The sequence below is a fragment of the Glaciecola sp. XM2 genome, from assembly GCF_018595715.1.
Lineage (GTDB): Bacteria > Pseudomonadota > Gammaproteobacteria > Enterobacterales > Alteromonadaceae > Glaciecola.
Window position 1 is genome coordinate 804707 of record NZ_JAHEOJ010000020.1, and the last position, 17610, is coordinate 822316.

The following is a 17610-nucleotide window of genomic DNA, read 5'->3' on the forward strand; positions in this document are numbered from 1 at the left end:
ATGAGCAGGAACTGCATATGAACAATGACTTGCCCTTTGAACAAGCCCCATTTAGTCAACCGTGTGAAAACAACAAGCGCGCGATCTTAGATTTGCTAACCGGCGCTTTCGAAAACCTGAGTCAGGTGTTAGAAATAGGCTCAGGCACCGGACAGCACGCGGTCTATTTTGCCAAACATCTGCCGCATCTTACATGGCATTGTGCTGATCAAGTGGAGTACCACGCGGGCATTAATGCTTGGATAAAAGAATATCCAACCCCGAATATTGTGCCTCCCATATCCTTAAAAATCCCTCAAGAGCGATGGCCAAGGCCTAACGATGAGGCTGTGTTTGACGGATATTTCTCTGCCAATACCGCACACATTATGCAAAAGCATGAAGTCCAAGCGCTTATGCATAGTATCGATGAGCATCTGCCAGTAGATGGCGTGTTTTGTCAGTATGGACCGTTTACACAAAACGGGGTATTCAATAGTCAAAGTAATGCCGACTTCCATCAAAGCTTGATTGAAAATGGCTATGGCGGCTATCGTGATTTACAAGAGCTGCAAAAGTGGGCTCCCAACCTATCTTTAACAAAGTGCATTGATATGCCAGCGAATAATTTGATGTTGATGTGGAGACGTGCTTAGGCTTCATTTTTGTACGCTAACCGTTTTCCTCAACGTTGCGCAATTAGGCTCTTTATAATAGAGAGTAACGAGAAAAAGCAATCGGGATTTGATGAAGGCATACTTTCTCCAACCCTTAGCATCAAGCCTCGCTCTAGTGAAAATGCAAACTCATAAAAAAGGCCGCTCAATGAGAGCGGCCTTACAATTATGGCTTAACCTAAATTAGACTTATGCAGCCCTACCAAATACGCACGCGATCTTCTGGTGCTAGGTATAGTGCATCGCCTGGTTGTACGTCAAACGCTTCATACCAAGCATCATGGTTACGCGGCGCTAGGGCGCGGAAACGACCCGGTGCGTGCGTGCCAGCGCGCAGTTGATTAAGCATACTCTCTTCTGTACGCTTTTCACGCCATACTTGGGCCCATGCTAAGAAAAAGCGCTGGTCGCCGGTCAAGCCGTCAATCAGCGGTGCTTCTTCACCGTTTAAGCTTAACTGGTATGCGTGGTAAGCCATTGCGAGGCCACCAACATCACCAATGTTTTCACCAAGTGAGTTTGCGCCATTCACAAAGTTTCCTTCGATAGGCTCATATGCACTGTATTGTTCAGCTAATTTTTGGGTTTTCACTTCAAATGCCGCGCGGTCTTCTTCTGTCCACCAATTACGCTGTACGCCATTGGCATCTGATTTTGAACCTTGATCATCAAAGCCATGTCCCATCTCGTGGCCAATTACCGCTCCGATTGCGCCGTAGTTGACGGCTGGATCAGCATTTGGATCAAAGAAGGGGGCTTCTAGAATGCCTGCTGGGAAAACAATCTCATTAAATGAAGAGTTATAATAAGCATTCACCTGCTGTGGTGGCATGAACCAATCATTTCGGTTAGTTGGCTTAAGCTCATCTTCAACACGCTTCGCTTGGAAAAACTTGCGCATATTTTGAATGTTGGTAACGATGTCGGAACTTGTAAGCTCTAAACCTTCAAAGCTTTCCCACTCGTCTGGGTAACCAATCTTAGGATTAAACGCTTCCAATTTCGCCAAGGCATTTTGCTTTGTTTCTTCGCCCATCCAATCAAGGCTGACGATACGTTCCCCAAGCGCAGTGCGCAAGTTTTCAACGAGTTCTTGCATTTGTGCTTTAGAACTTTGAGGGAAGTGCTGGTCTACATATACTTTACCAATGGCAAAGCCTAGAGACTGTGTGCCAGACATTGCGCTAACTGCACGCTTCCAACGTGGACGTGGCTCTTGTTGTCCGCTAAGCGTGGTTGCGTAAAAATCAAAGCTCGCTTGGTAGATGTCGTTAGACAAGAAGCTCGCGTTGCCTTGAATCAAATGATAGGTCAGGTAATCTTTCCAAGTATCTAAAGACTGTTCGTTGATTAACGCAATCACGTCTTTTAGTGGCTCAGGCTGCGATACGTTGATCTCAGGAAGCACAAATCCAGAGGGTGCAAAGTAAGTATCCCAATCAAAACCCGCATACTCGCTAGACAAATCTTCGCGCGCAATTTGATTTAAGGTAAGGTCACGATTACGACGCTTCTCTCTTGGCCATTGAAGCTCTGCAATTTGCGTTTCAAGCGCTAAAATACCTTCGGCTTTTTGTTGAGCATCTTCAATACCTGCAAAACCCATCATTGTTACGATGTTTTCTACATAAGCGTTACGAATGTTTTCAAAACGCTCGCCTTCTTCCAGGTAATAAGAACGGTCTGGCAAACCTAAGCCACCTACGCTTAATGATAGCTGATATTCATCGGGCTTTAAGCGGTTAAAGCCAAGTCCACCACCGATTGGGCTATTGGTACCCGTGAGCCATGCATAACCAAATGCCTTGGTAAGTTGCTCCATGTTTTCTATGGCAGCAATATCGTCAAGCATGCTCTGAATAGGCGCGATGCCTTTTTCTTCGATAGCTTGCTCGTCCATGTAAGCGGTGAAGTAGTTCGCAATCAGCTCTTGTTCAAAGCTTTTGTTTTCTACTTGTGCGGCGTTTTCGATAATGGCTTTTACGCGCTCTTCGCTGCGCTCGGCTAGCTTAGTAAACGCGCCAAAGCGAGTTTTATCAGCGGGCATTTCATAGTTGTCATACCATGTGCCACTTGCATACATGAAAAAATCGTCGCCAGGTTTAATGTCTGTGTTACGAGCGTCTAACTCTACACCAAAGCTACCTAGTTCTGGTGCCGCGGCAGGTGCCGGCTCTACTACCTGTGGTGCTTGTGAGGTTTTAGTTGATTTATCTGCCTGGCTACAGCCGGCGAGTACTAGTGTGCTAGCAACCGCTAGCGCTAAAATAGAGAGTTTCATTATACTTCTTGTCATCCTGTTTTGTTAATCATCAGTTAACTGCTACGACGCGAACGTTATGCGTTCTTACAGGTTAATTCAAGCCTTCGACAAACCTTGTAACAATTAATAGCGAGTTTTTACATGAAAAGTTTATTTTTGCCTATGGAGAACCCGCACAAGAGGGAAGTTGAGCCATCATTCTAATGATTATAAATTTGTCTGTGCGTCATCTTCATGTTTGTAAGGTAACACTTGAGATGCCTGTTGATGATATTGCTCAATACCTTTTTGCTCGCGAGAAAGAAAGTCAGCTACGGCATCATCAAATGCACTTTCGTACATGTAGTGATTCGAGTAACAAAAGGTGGGTCGAAAGCCTCTGAGTATTTTATGTTCGCCCTGCGTACCAGGGTTAAAAAGCGCAATCCCACGTGAAATAGCAAACTCTATACCTTGATAATAGCAACATTCAAAATGCAAGCCTGAGACATCTTCAAGGGCGCCCCAATAACGACCAAACAATGCGTTGTCATTATAGAAAAACAGCGAGCCAGCAATCATTTTTTCATCTCTAAAGGCTGCAATAATACAAATATGTTCGGCCATGGTAGATAGTAAGTTCGCAAAAAAATTGGCGGTAAGGTAACCGGCATGACCACTGCGCTTGAAATAGGTCTGCTGATAGCAAAGATAAAAGTCGTCAATGACATGTTGATTTAGCGTGTCTTGTGTAAGACAGCGTATTTGTAATGCAGTGCTAGTGAAAGGCGCTCTCTCCTTACGGATACTGCGGCGCTTTCGCGATGTTAGCTTATCTAAAAAGTCATCAAAGGTTTTATAATCTTGATTAAACCACACAAACTGTACGCTTAAGCGCTGGTGCAGTCCCAGTTTATGCAGCGCGTTGCTGTTTTGGCCGTTCAAGAACAATATATGCAGCGAGGATGCGTTAGACGCGCTAATAATGTCGTCTTTATGCTGCGACACGTAAGAGAGGACGTCAAATTCTTGCACCTCAACGTTCTGATTAACCAGTGCACGGGCCCCTGTAACAGGGGTGAACGGAATCGCACATACCAGTTTGGGGTAGTAAGAAAGTGAATGTTGGTGATACGCATTTGCCCATGCGTGATCAAAGACATACTCGCCATAGGAATGGGTTTTCAAATAGCATGGCACTAGGGCAATTAACGTGTTTTTATCATCGCGTATCGCAATGTGATGGCTTTGCCAACCTGACTTACCATCAACACTACCACTGGTGCTCAATAGAGTTAAAAATGCAATGGATAGAAAAGGGGTTGAGTGCTCGGTGTCCTGAGTTAAACCTCGCGCGTCGTCTTCGCTGAGCATCGATAAGTCATCAACAACATACCATTTCCAAGTTTTTTGCATCGCGTTGCGGCATCTTTTGAGTAAAAAAGCTATATACGCCAAGCTTGCATGAAAGATTACTTGCATGCCACAATTATTCCTACGCCGTGTAACTGCAAGATACCAACGCCCTGCGTTTTTAGTTGCATCGATACCATTAACTCACCCATTTGAGCGACTAACATGACGTTGGATGATGCACAGCCTAACGATATTGATGAACTGCCTTTGATTAGAAACAGCGCGGCGCGTCTTCTTTCGGGCAGAGAGCATAGCCAATTTGAACTTCAACGTAAGCTCACCCAAAAGGGCTTTCAAAGTGCCCTAATTGCACAAGTCATTGCTGAGTTTCAGGAGGCAAACCTGCAGTCAGATAGACGATACGCTGAAAGCTTGATTCGCTCCGCATACAACAAAGGAAAGGGGCCAACATTTATCACTCAGACGCTGCATCAGCATGACATTGAGTTGTCTGACATTCACTCGTTAATTTATAAAGACGAGTGGGACTGGTATGAATTGGCAAGAAAAGTGCGAGAAAAGCGCTTTGGTGACGCATTGCCAACGGACTTTCATCAAACTCAAAAGCAAAAGCGGTTTCTGCAATATCGTGGGTTTTCATCCTCTCACATAAATGAAGCCTTTCATTCTTAAGTTTTATCCCCAATATTGAATGTATACAGCTGATTTGATGCTTAATTTTTAACGCTCTGCATGATATGGTGTCGAGCTAAATGATAATATCAACATCCCGCTGTTTTACGCCAAACTCTTGGCCTCAACGCGCAACACTTTAAGGACATTGCATGACCCGCTCTACCGCTGATATTCGACGTATTTTTATTGAGTATTTTTCTAAGCATGGACATCAGGCAGTGCCCAGTTCATCTTTGGTGCCAATCGACGACCCTACCTTGTTGTTTACCAATGCGGGAATGAATCAATTTAAAGATGTGTTTTTAGGTGCTGAACAGCGACCTTATGATAAAGCCGTTTCGTCACAACGCTGCGTTCGAGCAGGCGGAAAGCATAACGACCTTGAAAACGTGGGATACACAGCACGTCACCATACTTTCTTCGAAATGCTGGGCAACTTTAGTTTTGGTGACTACTTTAAAGAGCAAGCTATCAGCTTTGCATGGAACCTACTGACAGAAGAGTATGGGTTACCCAAAGACAAGCTGCTCGTTACTATTTATCATGAAGATGATGAGGCCTTTGATATTTGGCACAACAAAATAGGCGTCCCTGCTGAAAAAATCATCCGCATTGCAACATCAGATAACTTCTGGTCTATGGGAGACACTGGTCCTTGCGGGCCCTGTTCTGAAATATTTTACGACCACGGCGAACATATTTGGGGCGGCCCTCCGGGTTCTCCTGAAGAAGACGGTGATCGTTTTATTGAAATTTGGAACCTTGTTTTCATGCAGTTCAACCGCCAAGCAGACGGCACCATGGAAAAGCTTCCAAAGCCTTCAATCGATACCGGAATGGGCTTAGAGCGTATTTCTGCCATCTTGCAAAATGTGCACAGCAATTATGAAATTGACCTATTTGTTCGCCTTATTGAATCGGCAGCTAAGATTGTTGGGACTGAAGATTTAGCGAATAAATCACTACGCGTTATCGCCGACCATATTCGTTCTTGCAGCTTTTTGATTTGTGATGGGGTGATGCCGTCTAATGAAGGCAGAGGCTATGTGCTTCGTCGCATTATCCGTCGTGCGGTACGTCATGGCTATCAGCTTGGCTGCCAAGATGTATTCTTTTATAAGTTAGTGCAACAGCTCGTATCTGAAATGGGTGAGGCTTATCCTGAACTTAAAGACCAACAGCCTATGATCGAAAAAGTCCTCAAAGTAGAAGAAGAGCAGTTTGCCAACACGCTTGATAGAGGGATGAGCATATTGAATCAAGCCTTATCTTCGTTAGAGGGTAAGCAAGTGCCAGGCGACTTAGCATTTAAGCTATACGACACCTATGGCTTCCCAGTTGATTTGACTAACGATGTAGCCAGAGAGCAGGGTCTCACGGTCGATCAAGAAGGGTTTGAACAGGCCATGCAAAAGCAAAAGGAGATGGCGCAATCTGCGAGTAAATTTGGCGCTGATTACAGCAACGTGGTCAAAGTGGAGCATGACACCGAGTTTACTGGCTATGATGCACTCACCGGCAAAGGCAAAGTGCTACAAATTATTGAAGACCAACAGGTCGTGAATACTGCGCAAGACAAAGACGTGCTGGTCTTTGTAGATGCTACGCCGTTTTACGCCGAGTCTGGTGGTCAAATTGGTGATGCGGGCACCTTAACCACAGAGCATGCTTCTGCGGTTGTACATGATACTCAAAAAATGGGCAAAGCATTCGCGCATCAAATTACGCTAAAAGGGCGTTTGCAAATAGGCGATGAAGTCACCCTTACGGTTGACGGTAAGCGTCGCCAAGCAATTAAGCTAAACCACAGTGCCACGCATTTGCTACATGCTGCACTTCGCAATATTTTAGGTACACATGTTACACAAAAAGGCTCATTAGTAGACGCCGATAAGCTTCGCTTTGATTTTTCTCATTTTGAGGGGATATCGGCCGAACAGCTCACACAAATTGAAAATGCAGTGAATCAAGAGATACGCAAGAATCATCCGTTAACCACCAAGATGATGGAGCTTGAGCAGGCTAAAGCCGCCGGCGCTATGGCTTTGTTCGGCGAAAAGTACGATGACGACGTACGGGTGGTATCAATGGGCGCGTTTTCTACCGAGCTTTGTGGTGGCACCCACGTTGAACGCACTGGCGATATCGGCCTGTTTAAAATCACCTCTGAGGGCGGCATTTCAAGCGGAGTGCGTCGTATTGAAGCGATTACTGGCCAAGTGGCGATTGAATACCAACAGGCAGAATCAGCAACCTTGCAGAAACTCTCGGGCTTACTTAAATCTGACAAAGCTTCACTTTCATCGAAGTTAGAGCAAACCATAGCGCTAGCAAAACAGTGTGAAAAAGAACTGAATCAGTTAAAGCAACAGCTAGCAGGTCAAAAGTCGAAAGACCTATTATCAAATATCGTGTTGGTTGAAGGTGTGAAGCTATTAGTCGCGAAGCTTGATGGTGTAGAGCCAAAGGCGCTGCGAACCATGCTGGACGACCTTAAAAATCAAATCGGTTCGGGTATTGTTGTACTAGGATTAAGTGCCAACGACAAAGCAAACTTAATCGTTGGGGTGACCAAAGATTTAACCGAAAAAGTAAAAGCGGGCGAGTTTGTTAATCACTTAGCTGCACAAGTAGGTGGTAAAGGCGGCGGACGACCTGATATGGCGCAAGCTGGTGGGACGCAACCTGAAAACTTGGACAATGCCCTTAACTCAGCGCAAGCGTGGTTGACCAGTAAGTTGAACTAAAGGTTCTATTACGAGACTAAAGTATATTTATTAAGCAAAAATAAGTGCTTAGCGTTAAAAAAGATGTTTTTGCTTGGCTAAAGCTCAGGGATTGATGTACATTGAAAGACGTTCATTGATGGTTGAGAGTATTGAACAAATTAACTGCTTAAAGGCAGCCATAATTCAAGGAGCTACAAATGCTTATTTTAACTCGCAGGGTAGGTGAAACACTCATGGTTGGCGATAACGTCACCGTTACTGTGCTTGGTGTAAAAGGTAACCAAGTGCGTATTGGCGTAAATGCCCCTAAAGATGTTTCTGTACATCGAGAAGAAATCTACATGCGAATACAAGCGGAAAAAGGTCAGAGCAACCAGTCCGAATAATACCTCTGTGATAGTAAGAGTCCATTGGCGCTTAGACTAAATTTAAGCCGCTTTGCCGCTTTTGAATACATTATGCGGTAATAGATTATAGTAGATTGTGTAAAAAACTAACGATCAGTGAAAACAAGCCAAAAAACCATTGACTTCAAGACCTGATTAAGTAAACTTGCGCACCACATTTAGGAGAGGTGGGTGAGTGGCTGAAACCAGTTCCCTGCTAAGGAACCGTACGTTAATTCGTACCGAGGGTTCGAATCCCTCCCTCTCCGCCATTTGTGTTTTTTAAAGTACTGCGCGTGCGTAGCTCAGCTGGATAGAGTACCTGGCTACGAACCAGGCGGTCGGAGGTTCGAATCCTTCCGCACGCGCCATCTTTAAAAAAATTGTGAAGCTTACAGCGCGTGCGTAGCTCAGCTGGATAGAGTACCTGGCTACGAACCAGGCGGTCGGAGGTTCGAATCCTTCCGCACGCGCCACATTCAAAATACCACCCTTTGCGGTGGTTTTTTTGTGTTTAGCCCTTCAAAAAAGTCACTCCTTTTTAATTCTTAGTAAGCGTAAACATTGCGCTAAAACAATAAGCGCCTTTGGTCTTATTGTGTTTTAAAACTGTGCGTGATATTAAATATTGCTGAGATTGAATTAAGGTGACGTGGGAGTAATAAAGTTGGGCGAACAACTAAACGAAGCCGCATTATTGCTGGCCGTGGGCATGGTGGTTGTATTTGGTTTTTTGACCATGCTAATTGGTGGTATAAAAGCGATCACTTGGTTTGCAAACGTTACTGCTAAAGATGAGGCTCATCCTCAAACGCCTCAATCATTGCGCATTCAAAATAATAATAAAACAACGACGGTAAACCCGGATATTGTCGCCGCCATTGGCGCTGCAGTCCACCTGCATCAACATAAACACAAATAGGGAATACTATGCCTCATCCGTTGAAGATTACGGAGCTTGTGCTTCGTGATGCACACCAATCACTGCTTGCTACTCGTTTACGTCTTGAAGATATGTTACCCATCGCTGCCAAGCTTGATGATATGGGATATTGGTCGTTAGAGTCGTGGGGCGGTGCAACTTTTGATGCTTGCATTCGATATTTAGGTGAAGATCCTTGGGAGCGTATCAGAGCCCTTAAAAAAGCGATGCCCAAAACCCGTCAGCAGATGCTACTGCGTGGTCAAAATCTGTTAGGTTATCGCCATTATGCAGATGATGTTGTAACCGCCTTTGTTGAGCGTGCCCATACCAATGGCGTTGACGTATTTCGCATTTTCGACGCAATGAACGATGTGCGAAACTTACAAACGGCAGTGGCCAGCGCCATAAAGGTCGGTGCTCACGCTCAAGGTACTCTCGCTTATACTGTCAGCCCAGTCCACAACCTTGCGTTTTGGCTTGAAATGGCGAAACAACTCGAAGATTTAGGTGTGCACTCCATCTGCATTAAAGATATGGCGGGTTTGCTCAAGCCCTACGATTGCGAAGAGCTTGTAACTGAGCTCAAAGCAACGGTAAACGTGCCAATCGCGATGCAATGCCATGCAACCACAGGGCTTAGTACAGCAACTTATCTAAAAGCGATAGACGCGGGCATTGATATGCTCGATACCGCAATATCGCCTATGTCTATGACCTATGGCCATACCGCCACTGAAACCATAGTCGCCATTGTTGAAGGTACCCAACGAGATACGGGCCTTGATGGGTCGGGGATGGCAGAAATAGCCGCTTACTTTAGACAGATACGTCAAAAATATGCGCAGTTTGAAGGTAGCTTAAAAGGGGTTGATGCGCGCATTCTCACGGCACAAGTGCCCGGTGGCATGCTAACCAATATGGAAAGCCAGCTAAAAGAGCAAGGTGCGCTTGACCGCTTTGACGAAGTGTTGCTAGAAATCCCTCGCGTTCGCGAAGACCTTGGCTTTATCCCACTAGTGACACCCACTTCACAAATAGTGGGTACACAAGCGGTGATTAACGTGCTCTCTGGTGAGCGCTATAAGTCTATCTCCAAAGAGACCGCTGGGGTGCTTAAAGGCGAATATGGTGCGACAGCTAGCCAAGTGAATAAAGCTCTGCAGGAGCGGGTACTAGATGGCGCTGAGATTATAACCTGTCGGCCGGCTGACTTATTAGAAGATGAATTAGAAACGTTAACGAATACGCTAAAAGAAGTTGCCACTGAAAAGTCTATTACACTTGCTAAAAATGAAGTGGATGATGTGCTTACCTATGCCTTGTTTCCGCAGGTAGGGTTAAAGTTCTTAGAGAATCGCAATAATCCAGGTGCGTTTGAAGCCCCACCTAGCGAAACGCCTCAAGAAACTGTTAAACCTAATGCTGCTGCACCTGTAAACGAACAGGCCAGCGCTTATTCGGTCAGAGTTAACGGCAAGGTGTACAAAGTGGAAGTGTCAGAAGGTGAATTAAGGAGCGTTCAACTTAAGTCAAATGCTCAGCCTGCAGAGTCTGCGCCCGCGCCTAGCGCCAGCGGGTCCGCGCATGAGGTAAACGCCCCGCTGTCTGGCAATATCGTCAAAGTGATGGTGTCGGAAGGTCAAACCGTTACCCACGGAGACGTTATTTTCATCCTCGAAGCCATGAAAATGGAAACCGAAGTACGAAGCGCTCATGACGGCGTGATAAATAGCATAATGGTGAAAGAGGGCGACTCTGTGCAATCTGGTCAGCCTTTGTTGACGATAGGGTAGCCAAACATGGATAAGTGGATGACCCTTTGGCAGAGCACAGCGCTGCCGCATTTTGAGCTTGGCCAGATTATCATGATGCTAGTTGGTTTTGGTTTATTGTACTTAGCCATTGCTAAGAAGTTTGAGCCCTTGTTATTGCTGCCAATAGGCTTTGGCGCATTGTTAACCAACATTCCCTTGGTGGGCTTTTCAGAAGTGGGCGGCTTACTGCACTATATTTACTATGTAGGTGTTGATACCGGCATCTTTCCACTGCTTATTTTTATGGGCGTGGGTGCGATGACTGACTTCGGCGCACTCATTGCCAACCCTCGCATGTTATTGCTAGGGGCCGCCGCACAGTTTGGTATTTTTGCGACTTTATTTGGCGCTATTTTACTCAATGGCATCCCAGGCTTTGAGTTCACCTTAAAAGATGCATCTGCCATCGCGATTATTGGCGGAGCAGACGGCCCAACTGCTATCTTTTTAGCCTCAAAGTTAGCCCCCGACTTACTCGGTGCGATTGCCGTTGCCGCCTATTCATATATGGCACTGGTGCCCATTATTCAGCCGCCCATTATGAAGGCGTTAACCAATAAAGAAGAACGCAAGTTGCCAATGACGCAACTAAGAGTCGTAAGCAAGAAAGAGAAAATCCTTTTCCCGCTCGCGGTTCTCGTGCTCACACTTATCTTTTTGCCCAGTGCCACACCGCTAGTGGGTATGTTTTGTTTTGGTAACCTACTCAAAGAATGTGGCGTTGTAGACCGTCTTAGTAACACCGCACAAAATGAGCTGATTAATATCGTGACTATCTTTTTAGGCCTAGCGGTTGGCTCAAAGCTCAGCGCCGATAAATTTTTGACGGTCGAGACCCTCGGAATTTTGGCACTTGGCGCAGTGGCCTTCTCGATTGGTACTGCCGCAGGTGTGTTAATGGCCAAGCTCATGAACAAACTGAGCACTGAAAACATCAACCCACTGATTGGCGCCGCAGGCGTGTCAGCCGTGCCGATGGCTGCGCGCGTGGTCAATAAAGTGGGGCTTGAGGCCAACCCTCATAACTTCTTGCTGATGCATGCTATGGGGCCAAACGTGGCCGGTGTATTAGGCTCGGCGGTGGCAGCGGGGATTTTGTTGGCGTTGGTGGGCTAGTTCTTTTCTCTGTAGCAACTCAGCCTAGTCTTTTTATCTCGCAGGTTATAAAGTGGAATAGTCTTTGCTTATCACTCGTTTAATTCTTCCTTTTAGAATCAATCGAGGGGCTTGCGTTGTATCGCGCCATACTTATTCTTATTTTTCTTTGCATGTCGGATATTGCGCATGGACAAGCAGACGCGCCAATTATAAGCGTCGTTGCTGACCAACAGGTCGAGTCCAGATTTGCCGATGGCGAAGAGTTAATAATGACTGTAAGGATTGATAACTATGTTTTTGGTGAAGTCTTTGCAATTAAAACGACCGAATCTGTTCATGTAGAACTTGAAGGGTTATTAATAGCATTAGACTTCCCCATATATTATGAGCAAGATTTAAAGCGGTTTTCTGGCTGGTTTATTGATGAGGAAAACACGTTTACATTGGGATATTCTGAAACTCCGAATACTCCAATCATCTATGATCCTGAAGGAGCCGCTCAGGCATTATCCAATAATGATTTTACGATTGTAGATGGTATTTTATATGTTTCACTTGAAAGAATAAATGGTTGGTTTGGTCTGGCCGGAAGAGCTGACTTTCAAGATTTGATGCTTTATTTTGACTCAAGAAGCAAATTACCTTTTCAACAAAGGATAGAACGTCAAAGGCGACAGGTTCGCAGTGGTAATGCGAGTGATATTAAATATAGTCGCTTGCGTCGTGGCTTTGGCTTGCTTTCACCCCAAGCGATAGATTTACAACTCAATGCCCTTTACTCCAATGACCGAAATGAGGTTAATAGCAGCTATAGCTTGCTTGGTAGTCGTGATGTTGCATTATTTAACACTCAGTTTTTTTTGAGCGGCAGCAATCGAGATTGGTTAAATATTGCACGTCTGCAAGTGAGCAAGAGTGATGAGAACAATAGGTTGTTTGGTATAAATAACCTAGCAAACATAAAGATCGGAGATATTACTCCCGTTCGACAATCAAATGGCGCTACGTTACGCCAATCTCGAGGGGTTTTAATTGATAATCTAACTCGTAATAATGATATCAACTTGGATGCGACCTCTGTAGCAGGTGAAATCCAGAGTGGTTGGGATGTTGAGCTTTACCTTAACGGCGTTCTGCGTGGACAACAATTTGAAGTTGAAACCGGTAGATTTGAGTTCAATGATATCCCTCTAGATGCGGGTATCAACAAACTGCGTATTGTTATGTATGGGCCGCAGGGGCAGGTAGTAGAGAGGACAGAAGAACGTATTTTGGATCGCGCGGCAGTGTCTTCAAACAAAGTGAAGTATCAATTGTCGATAAATCAAAATGGCAAATCTTTATTTGGTTTAGAAGAGCAAACCATACTGGGAGATGAAGACCAGGGGTTTAATGTGTCAGGCAATATTCAAAAAACTATTTTTGGAAACACCGCGTTAAACGCTGGACTTAGCTCACAATTAGGGGGTGATAATCCGACTAATGTTGCCACTATTGCAACGAACACGGCGGTGGCTAATAGATTTATTTTAGGGACAAATTTACAAGCAGACGACAAGGAAAATTATCAAGTAAGCGCAAATGCACGCGGGAGTTTTTGGCAGCAAAATGTATCTTTGGGGGTGACATACAACTCCTCTCAAAATGAAATCACACAAATACGAAACGATCAGCTTTTATCAAGACTCGATATTAGTGGACAAATTCCGGTAGCCGCTGGACTCTCATTGTCTTATAGAAATGATTTTGCGATTACAACTCAAGACTCAGGAGATAGATTCGAATTTAGAAATTCAATTGGCTTTACTTCCAAGTTTATTGATATTTTCAACAATATTGCGTACATAAACCCCGTATCTGGCGATGAGCAGCGGATTGGAGGTATATCGGTTCAGCGAGCCTTTGGGCCAGTTTTCACGCGCGTCAACGCGGCATACACATTCCAAGATGGTTTTGATTTTAATGATGTAAGGTTAGATGTAAGTTGGTTACCCTTCGACAACATTTCTAGCAGATTTACATACAATAGAAATATCCTAAACAAGACAAACGACTTCCAATTGCAAACTTCGTGGAATACAGACTCATTTAGCCTGACAGGAGTCGTAAAGCAGTCAGATGTGCTCGGCGCTAGTGTTGGTATTAATGCACAGGTGAGCTTAGGTGGAGCACCGGTCCAATATAACAGTGTATTTAGAAGCGTCAATACAGTAGCAACCAAATCATCCCTACTAGTAAGGGTGTTCATAGATGAAAATGTGAATGGTTACTACGATATGGGTGAGCAATTAATTCCCGATGTAAAAGTGATGTCTATTCAGTCTAGGATGAACGCTTTAACCAACGAAAACGGAATTGCCGCGCTTACCAACCTGCCAGACGGCCGCATCACTGACATTACATTAGACTATAGTACGCTTGATGACCCATTCTTAGTGCCTCTTGTTGAAGGAGTAGCCATAAAGTCGAGAGCTGGTCACATCGACAACCTCGATTTCCCACTTGCCATTGGAAACGAGATAGAGGGGCTTGTTCAGGCTGTAAATGAGTTAGATGTTAAAATTCCTATTAGTAGAGCAACGGTAGAGCTATTAGATAAAAATGGCGTAGTAAGGCATAAGACGACAACTGAGTTTGATGGCTATTATTTATTCAATGGTGTTGTGTCGGGTACGTATTCATTGCGCTTGAATCCTGATTATTTAGAGCGCACAAGATTTAAAGCAGCACCTATGCAAACTATAAGAATAACAAATGAAACGGGTCTCCTTTCAGGCCTTGATTTATATATCGAGGAGAAAGAGTTCGCTCAAGGCTTCGCGCCTATCATTGGTGGCTTCACAAACAAGCGTGTGGCAAATTTATTTTGGAAAAAAGCCAAGAGCCAATCGTTTTTAAATGTATTTAAAGAAACTGCATTTGTATTAGAACGCGATCAAAAAACACAAATTGCATTAGGACTTTTCGAAGATTTAGATATTGCCCAAAAGGTATGCGCATCTATCCGCAGTAAATATGAAGAATGTGAAGTCGTAGCCCATTCAGTAGAAATAAATCACATCCCCTCTGTTCATATTGCTGATAATCGGCAGAAATAGGTGGGTGTTACAAAACACTTGGGGCGAAATGGTCCGCTTTTTGCTCAGGAGTGATTTATGAGCAAAAAATCAAAATATGCCAAAACATTGACAAGAGTGTTAAATATGCCAAAGCCCACACTGTTTATTATTGTCACCTTTCTGCTACTACTGATAAGTGGGTGCAGCAGTTTGTCAAAAGTAGGTACTTCACAAAGTGTCAAAAACTTTGAAGAGCAGGCTTCATTAAGGCAGTCCGAAGAGTTGAGTGCAATTATAGAAGAATGGGCGACGATGAAGCCCGCATTGATAAATCTGATCTCCCTTGAATCAGATTTACAATATATGCTTAACAATATTGATCAAACCAACGATACGCTGCCTAGCAGCGCTGAACTGCAAAAAGCAATCGAATCAGAAGAAGAGTTGTTAGCTTACGAGACAATGAGCTTTTCTGACGCTAAAGATATAACCGGTGACTTTGACGCAGAGACGGTAGAGGCTGAAAAGTTTAGCAAAGCTTCCGTATTCGCAGATGAGACACTATTGCAGGAGCTCCAAAATTCTGTTGCGACTAAATCAACAGATTTGCCGCCATTAGCATCGGAAGAAGTGCCTTTGACTCCTGCAATTGAGTTAAACCTAGCCTCGCAAAATCTAGATTTGGAAAATACTGATGTGTCTGAAAGTAATGCGCCAAAAGTAAAAGCCGTTGCGCCGGTTGCGAAGTACCTTCGAGAGGACGCACAAGCGCAAGACTCTTTGCCTATTCAAGATGTGCGTGCTGTCGGAGTTGATGAGCTGCAACCAAACTCTACTCAGGTACCTCAAAGAAAATCAAGTTTTGAGACTATTGTGTCAACAGCCACTGATAATGATATTGATGGTAAGTTCAAAACCTCACCAAGTGATGAAGGTATACCTGATTCGATAATGGATGCGAAATTCAAGCAACAGAATATTGACCCAAGAGATATTGTTGGAGGCGTTAGCAAGTTCTCGTCTCAGGTAAATCGCAACAATAATATTAACACTAGCGGAGAATGCCGTATAGCGCGTCAAGAACTGATAGGAAAGGGTTATGCATTGCATCTAGCTTCATACAGTTCAATGCAGGCCGCTATCGAGGGATGGAAAAATTTAAGTAGCGATTACGCCGATGAGCTATGTGGTTTAGTGGCTGCAACTGAGCTTGTAACAGTTAATAACAAGCTGTTCTATAGTCTGCGTGCCGGTGGCTTTGCTTCGAAGGACACCGCAGATGAAGCGTGTCAGAAACTTACTAGCGAGAATCAATATTGTCGTAGCACCAAATTTGTAGGTAAGAGACTACCGTGAAACATCGTTGTGTATTTGTATTATTAATATTACCAAGCACTAGCGGCGCTGAAGTTTTCGAACTTCAGGCATTGGATTTTGGAACCATTGCAATAATAAGCAATGACTCAGTATCTTCTCTAACCATAGACAAGTTTGGAAATACAATAGTGTCACCGTCACTGCGAATTGTTGAGCCACCAAGCTCAGGGCGATTCTTAATTGACAACCTTGCTCCAAATACAGGCATTAGAATTACGATGTCACATAATGCAACAACAATGACACCCCTTACGACATCTCAGGAATTTTTTACGTTTTCATTAACCGATTATTCGGATTACTTAGTTGCAGATGGCAACGGTGAGGCTGAATTATTTGTTGGTGGAACAATATCTACGTCAGGAAGCGGGAACCTAAACTTTGCGCAGACTGATTACCGCATAAATTATAGAGTGACATTTTTATTTTAGAGGCAAAAAATGAAAACCATTACAAGCATGACCGTATTATTAGTTTTTTTAAGTGCAATTGCGCCGGCATATGGGAATTTGTTGGTAACTCCGAAACGTATTGTATTTGATCAAAGAGAACGCACTCAGCAAGTGATATTAGTTAACTCTACGACTGATACAAGAAGCTACCGCCTAGAATGGGTAGAGCAGCGTCAAGTTTCTGGTGGGAGTTACCAAGTACTGAAAACAGAAGAAGCTGAAGGTAGAAAGAAAGCAAGCGACCTAATGCGATTCTCTCCTCGACAAGTAACTCTTGGTCCAGGAGAGCGCCAAGTTGTAAAAATTGTGGCAAGGAGGAGTGCAAATATGGAGCCGGGTGAATACCGTTCCCATCTTCTTTTTAGCGCGCTTCCACCAGCAATTGAAGAAAGTGATGAAGAGGTTGATGGAATCAGTATGAAGCTAAATGTTTTAGTGTCTTATTCTATTCCCGTGCTATTAAACGTCGGTTACCAATCTCCACAGGTATCTGTTTCAAATGTGAAGGTGCAAGAGAGACCTGATCAAGACAATAAGTTTGCAGACATCCTTGTGGCATTGGATAAGCGAGGTGAATATTCAACTTATGGCACAATTAAAGCGTTTTACAGGTCAAGCGACAGCGAGAGCTTTGAGCAAGTGGGACTATTAAATGGTGTAAGCATTTTCGGTGAGGCTGATTCATACAACGCAATGCTTAGTTGGATGGGCTTGCCGGAAAGCCGCAAAGGCGAGCTAAAAATTCGTTACGAGGGCGCTGCTGAATTCAACGGTAAAACCTTTACTGAAGAGCTCTTTCCGCTTGATTTATAAAAAATTT

At 44.2% G+C, this 17610-nt stretch carries 13 protein-coding genes and 3 tRNA genes; 14 read left to right on the plus strand and 2 right to left on the minus strand.

The window, feature by feature from the left end; translation table 11 throughout:
* Positions 1–17 precede the first annotated feature (17 nt).
* The gene (locus KJ365_RS08135) at positions 18–635 is read left to right on the plus strand and encodes a DUF938 domain-containing protein (RefSeq protein ID WP_214451115.1); all 618 of its coding nucleotides are present in this window, start codon (positions 18–20) and stop codon (positions 633–635) included.
* 220 nt (positions 636–855) lie between these two features.
* Here KJ365_RS08135 and KJ365_RS08140 read toward each other — a convergent pair whose 3' ends face one another.
* Both KJ365_RS08140 and KJ365_RS08145 read right to left on the minus strand, forming a co-directional pair.
* A complete protein-coding gene (locus tag KJ365_RS08140) occupies positions 856–2937 on the minus strand; it encodes a M13 family metallopeptidase (protein WP_214451116.1) in 2082 nt (693 codons plus the stop codon).
* Between the two features lie 189 nt (positions 2938–3126).
* Positions 3127–4314, minus strand: coding sequence for a GNAT family N-acetyltransferase (locus KJ365_RS08145; protein WP_214451117.1), 1188 nt, complete (start codon positions 4312–4314; stop codon positions 3127–3129).
* 162 nt (positions 4315–4476) lie between these two features.
* On the opposite strand from KJ365_RS08145, the gene KJ365_RS08150 reads away from it, so the two are divergent.
* The 13 genes from KJ365_RS08150 (at position 4477) to KJ365_RS08210 (ending at position 17603) form a co-directional block, all read left to right on the plus strand.
* A complete protein-coding gene (locus KJ365_RS08150; protein ID WP_214451118.1) occupies positions 4477–4947 on the plus strand; it encodes a regulatory protein RecX in 471 nt (156 codons plus the stop codon).
* A 152-nt stretch (positions 4948–5099) separates the two neighbouring features.
* Entirely contained in the window at positions 5100–7697 is a 2598-nt protein-coding gene (gene alaS, locus KJ365_RS08155) for an alanine--tRNA ligase (RefSeq protein ID WP_214451119.1), read from the plus strand.
* Between the two features lie 179 nt (positions 7698–7876).
* Entirely contained in the window at positions 7877–8065 is a 189-nt protein-coding gene (csrA, locus tag KJ365_RS08160; protein WP_214451120.1) for a carbon storage regulator CsrA, read from the plus strand.
* A 182-nt stretch (positions 8066–8247) separates the two neighbouring features.
* Positions 8248–8337, plus strand: a tRNA-Ser gene (locus KJ365_RS08165).
* A gap of 22 nt (positions 8338–8359) precedes the next feature.
* Positions 8360–8436 (plus strand) — tRNA-Arg (locus tag KJ365_RS08170).
* Between the two features lie 28 nt (positions 8437–8464).
* A tRNA-Arg gene (locus tag KJ365_RS08175) sits at positions 8465–8541 on the plus strand.
* 191 nt (positions 8542–8732) lie between these two features.
* A complete protein-coding gene (locus KJ365_RS08180; RefSeq protein ID WP_250884075.1) occupies positions 8733–8987 on the plus strand; it encodes an OadG family protein in 255 nt (84 codons plus the stop codon).
* Between the two features lie 8 nt (positions 8988–8995).
* Positions 8996–10783 carry a sodium-extruding oxaloacetate decarboxylase subunit alpha gene (gene oadA / locus KJ365_RS08185; protein WP_214451121.1) on the plus strand — a complete coding sequence of 596 codons (1788 nt, stop codon included), beginning with the start codon at positions 8996–8998 and terminating at the stop codon, positions 10781–10783.
* A gap of 6 nt (positions 10784–10789) precedes the next feature.
* The gene (locus KJ365_RS08190) at positions 10790–11920 is read left to right on the plus strand and encodes a sodium ion-translocating decarboxylase subunit beta (protein ID WP_214451122.1); all 1131 of its coding nucleotides are present in this window, start codon (positions 10790–10792) and stop codon (positions 11918–11920) included.
* Between the two features lie 116 nt (positions 11921–12036).
* Positions 12037–15000, plus strand: coding sequence for a hypothetical protein (locus KJ365_RS08195; protein ID WP_214451123.1), 2964 nt, complete (start codon positions 12037–12039; stop codon positions 14998–15000).
* Between the two features lie 57 nt (positions 15001–15057).
* Positions 15058–16317 (plus strand): SPOR domain-containing protein, encoded by a 1260-nt coding sequence (locus KJ365_RS08200; RefSeq protein WP_214451124.1) that lies wholly within the window; start codon positions 15058–15060, stop codon positions 16315–16317.
* Positions 16314–16769 carry a DUF4402 domain-containing protein gene (locus KJ365_RS08205; RefSeq protein ID WP_214451125.1) on the plus strand — a complete coding sequence of 152 codons (456 nt, stop codon included), beginning with the start codon at positions 16314–16316 and terminating at the stop codon, positions 16767–16769. The genes KJ365_RS08200 and KJ365_RS08205 overlap by 4 nt, the downstream gene beginning before the upstream one ends.
* 9 nt (positions 16770–16778) lie before the next feature.
* Positions 16779–17603, plus strand: a complete 825-nt coding sequence (locus tag KJ365_RS08210; protein ID WP_214451126.1) for a fimbrial biogenesis chaperone — start codon at positions 16779–16781, stop codon at positions 17601–17603.
* The last annotated feature ends 7 nt before the right edge of the window (positions 17604–17610 follow it).

Excerpts from the sequence above, each read along its gene's own strand:
- KJ365_RS08135 (WP_214451115.1), top strand. The coding sequence starts at position 18 with ATGAACAATGACTTGCCCTTTGAACAAGCCCCATTTAGTCAACCGTGT.
- KJ365_RS08140 (WP_214451116.1), bottom strand. The coding sequence starts at position 2,937 with ATGAAACTCTCTATTTTAGCGCTAGCGGTTGCTAGCACACTAGTACTC.
- KJ365_RS08145 (WP_214451117.1), bottom strand. The coding sequence starts at position 4,314 with ATGCAAAAAACTTGGAAATGGTATGTTGTTGATGACTTATCGATGCTC.
- KJ365_RS08150 (WP_214451118.1), top strand. The coding sequence starts at position 4,477 with ATGACGTTGGATGATGCACAGCCTAACGATATTGATGAACTGCCTTTG.
- alaS (WP_214451119.1), top strand. The coding sequence starts at position 5,100 with ATGACCCGCTCTACCGCTGATATTCGACGTATTTTTATTGAGTATTTT.
- csrA (WP_214451120.1), top strand. The coding sequence starts at position 7,877 with ATGCTTATTTTAACTCGCAGGGTAGGTGAAACACTCATGGTTGGCGAT.
- oadA (WP_214451121.1), top strand. The coding sequence starts at position 8,996 with ATGCCTCATCCGTTGAAGATTACGGAGCTTGTGCTTCGTGATGCACAC.
- KJ365_RS08190 (WP_214451122.1), top strand. The coding sequence starts at position 10,790 with ATGGATAAGTGGATGACCCTTTGGCAGAGCACAGCGCTGCCGCATTTT.
- KJ365_RS08200 (WP_214451124.1), top strand. The coding sequence starts at position 15,058 with ATGAGCAAAAAATCAAAATATGCCAAAACATTGACAAGAGTGTTAAAT.
- KJ365_RS08210 (WP_214451126.1), top strand. The coding sequence starts at position 16,779 with ATGAAAACCATTACAAGCATGACCGTATTATTAGTTTTTTTAAGTGCA.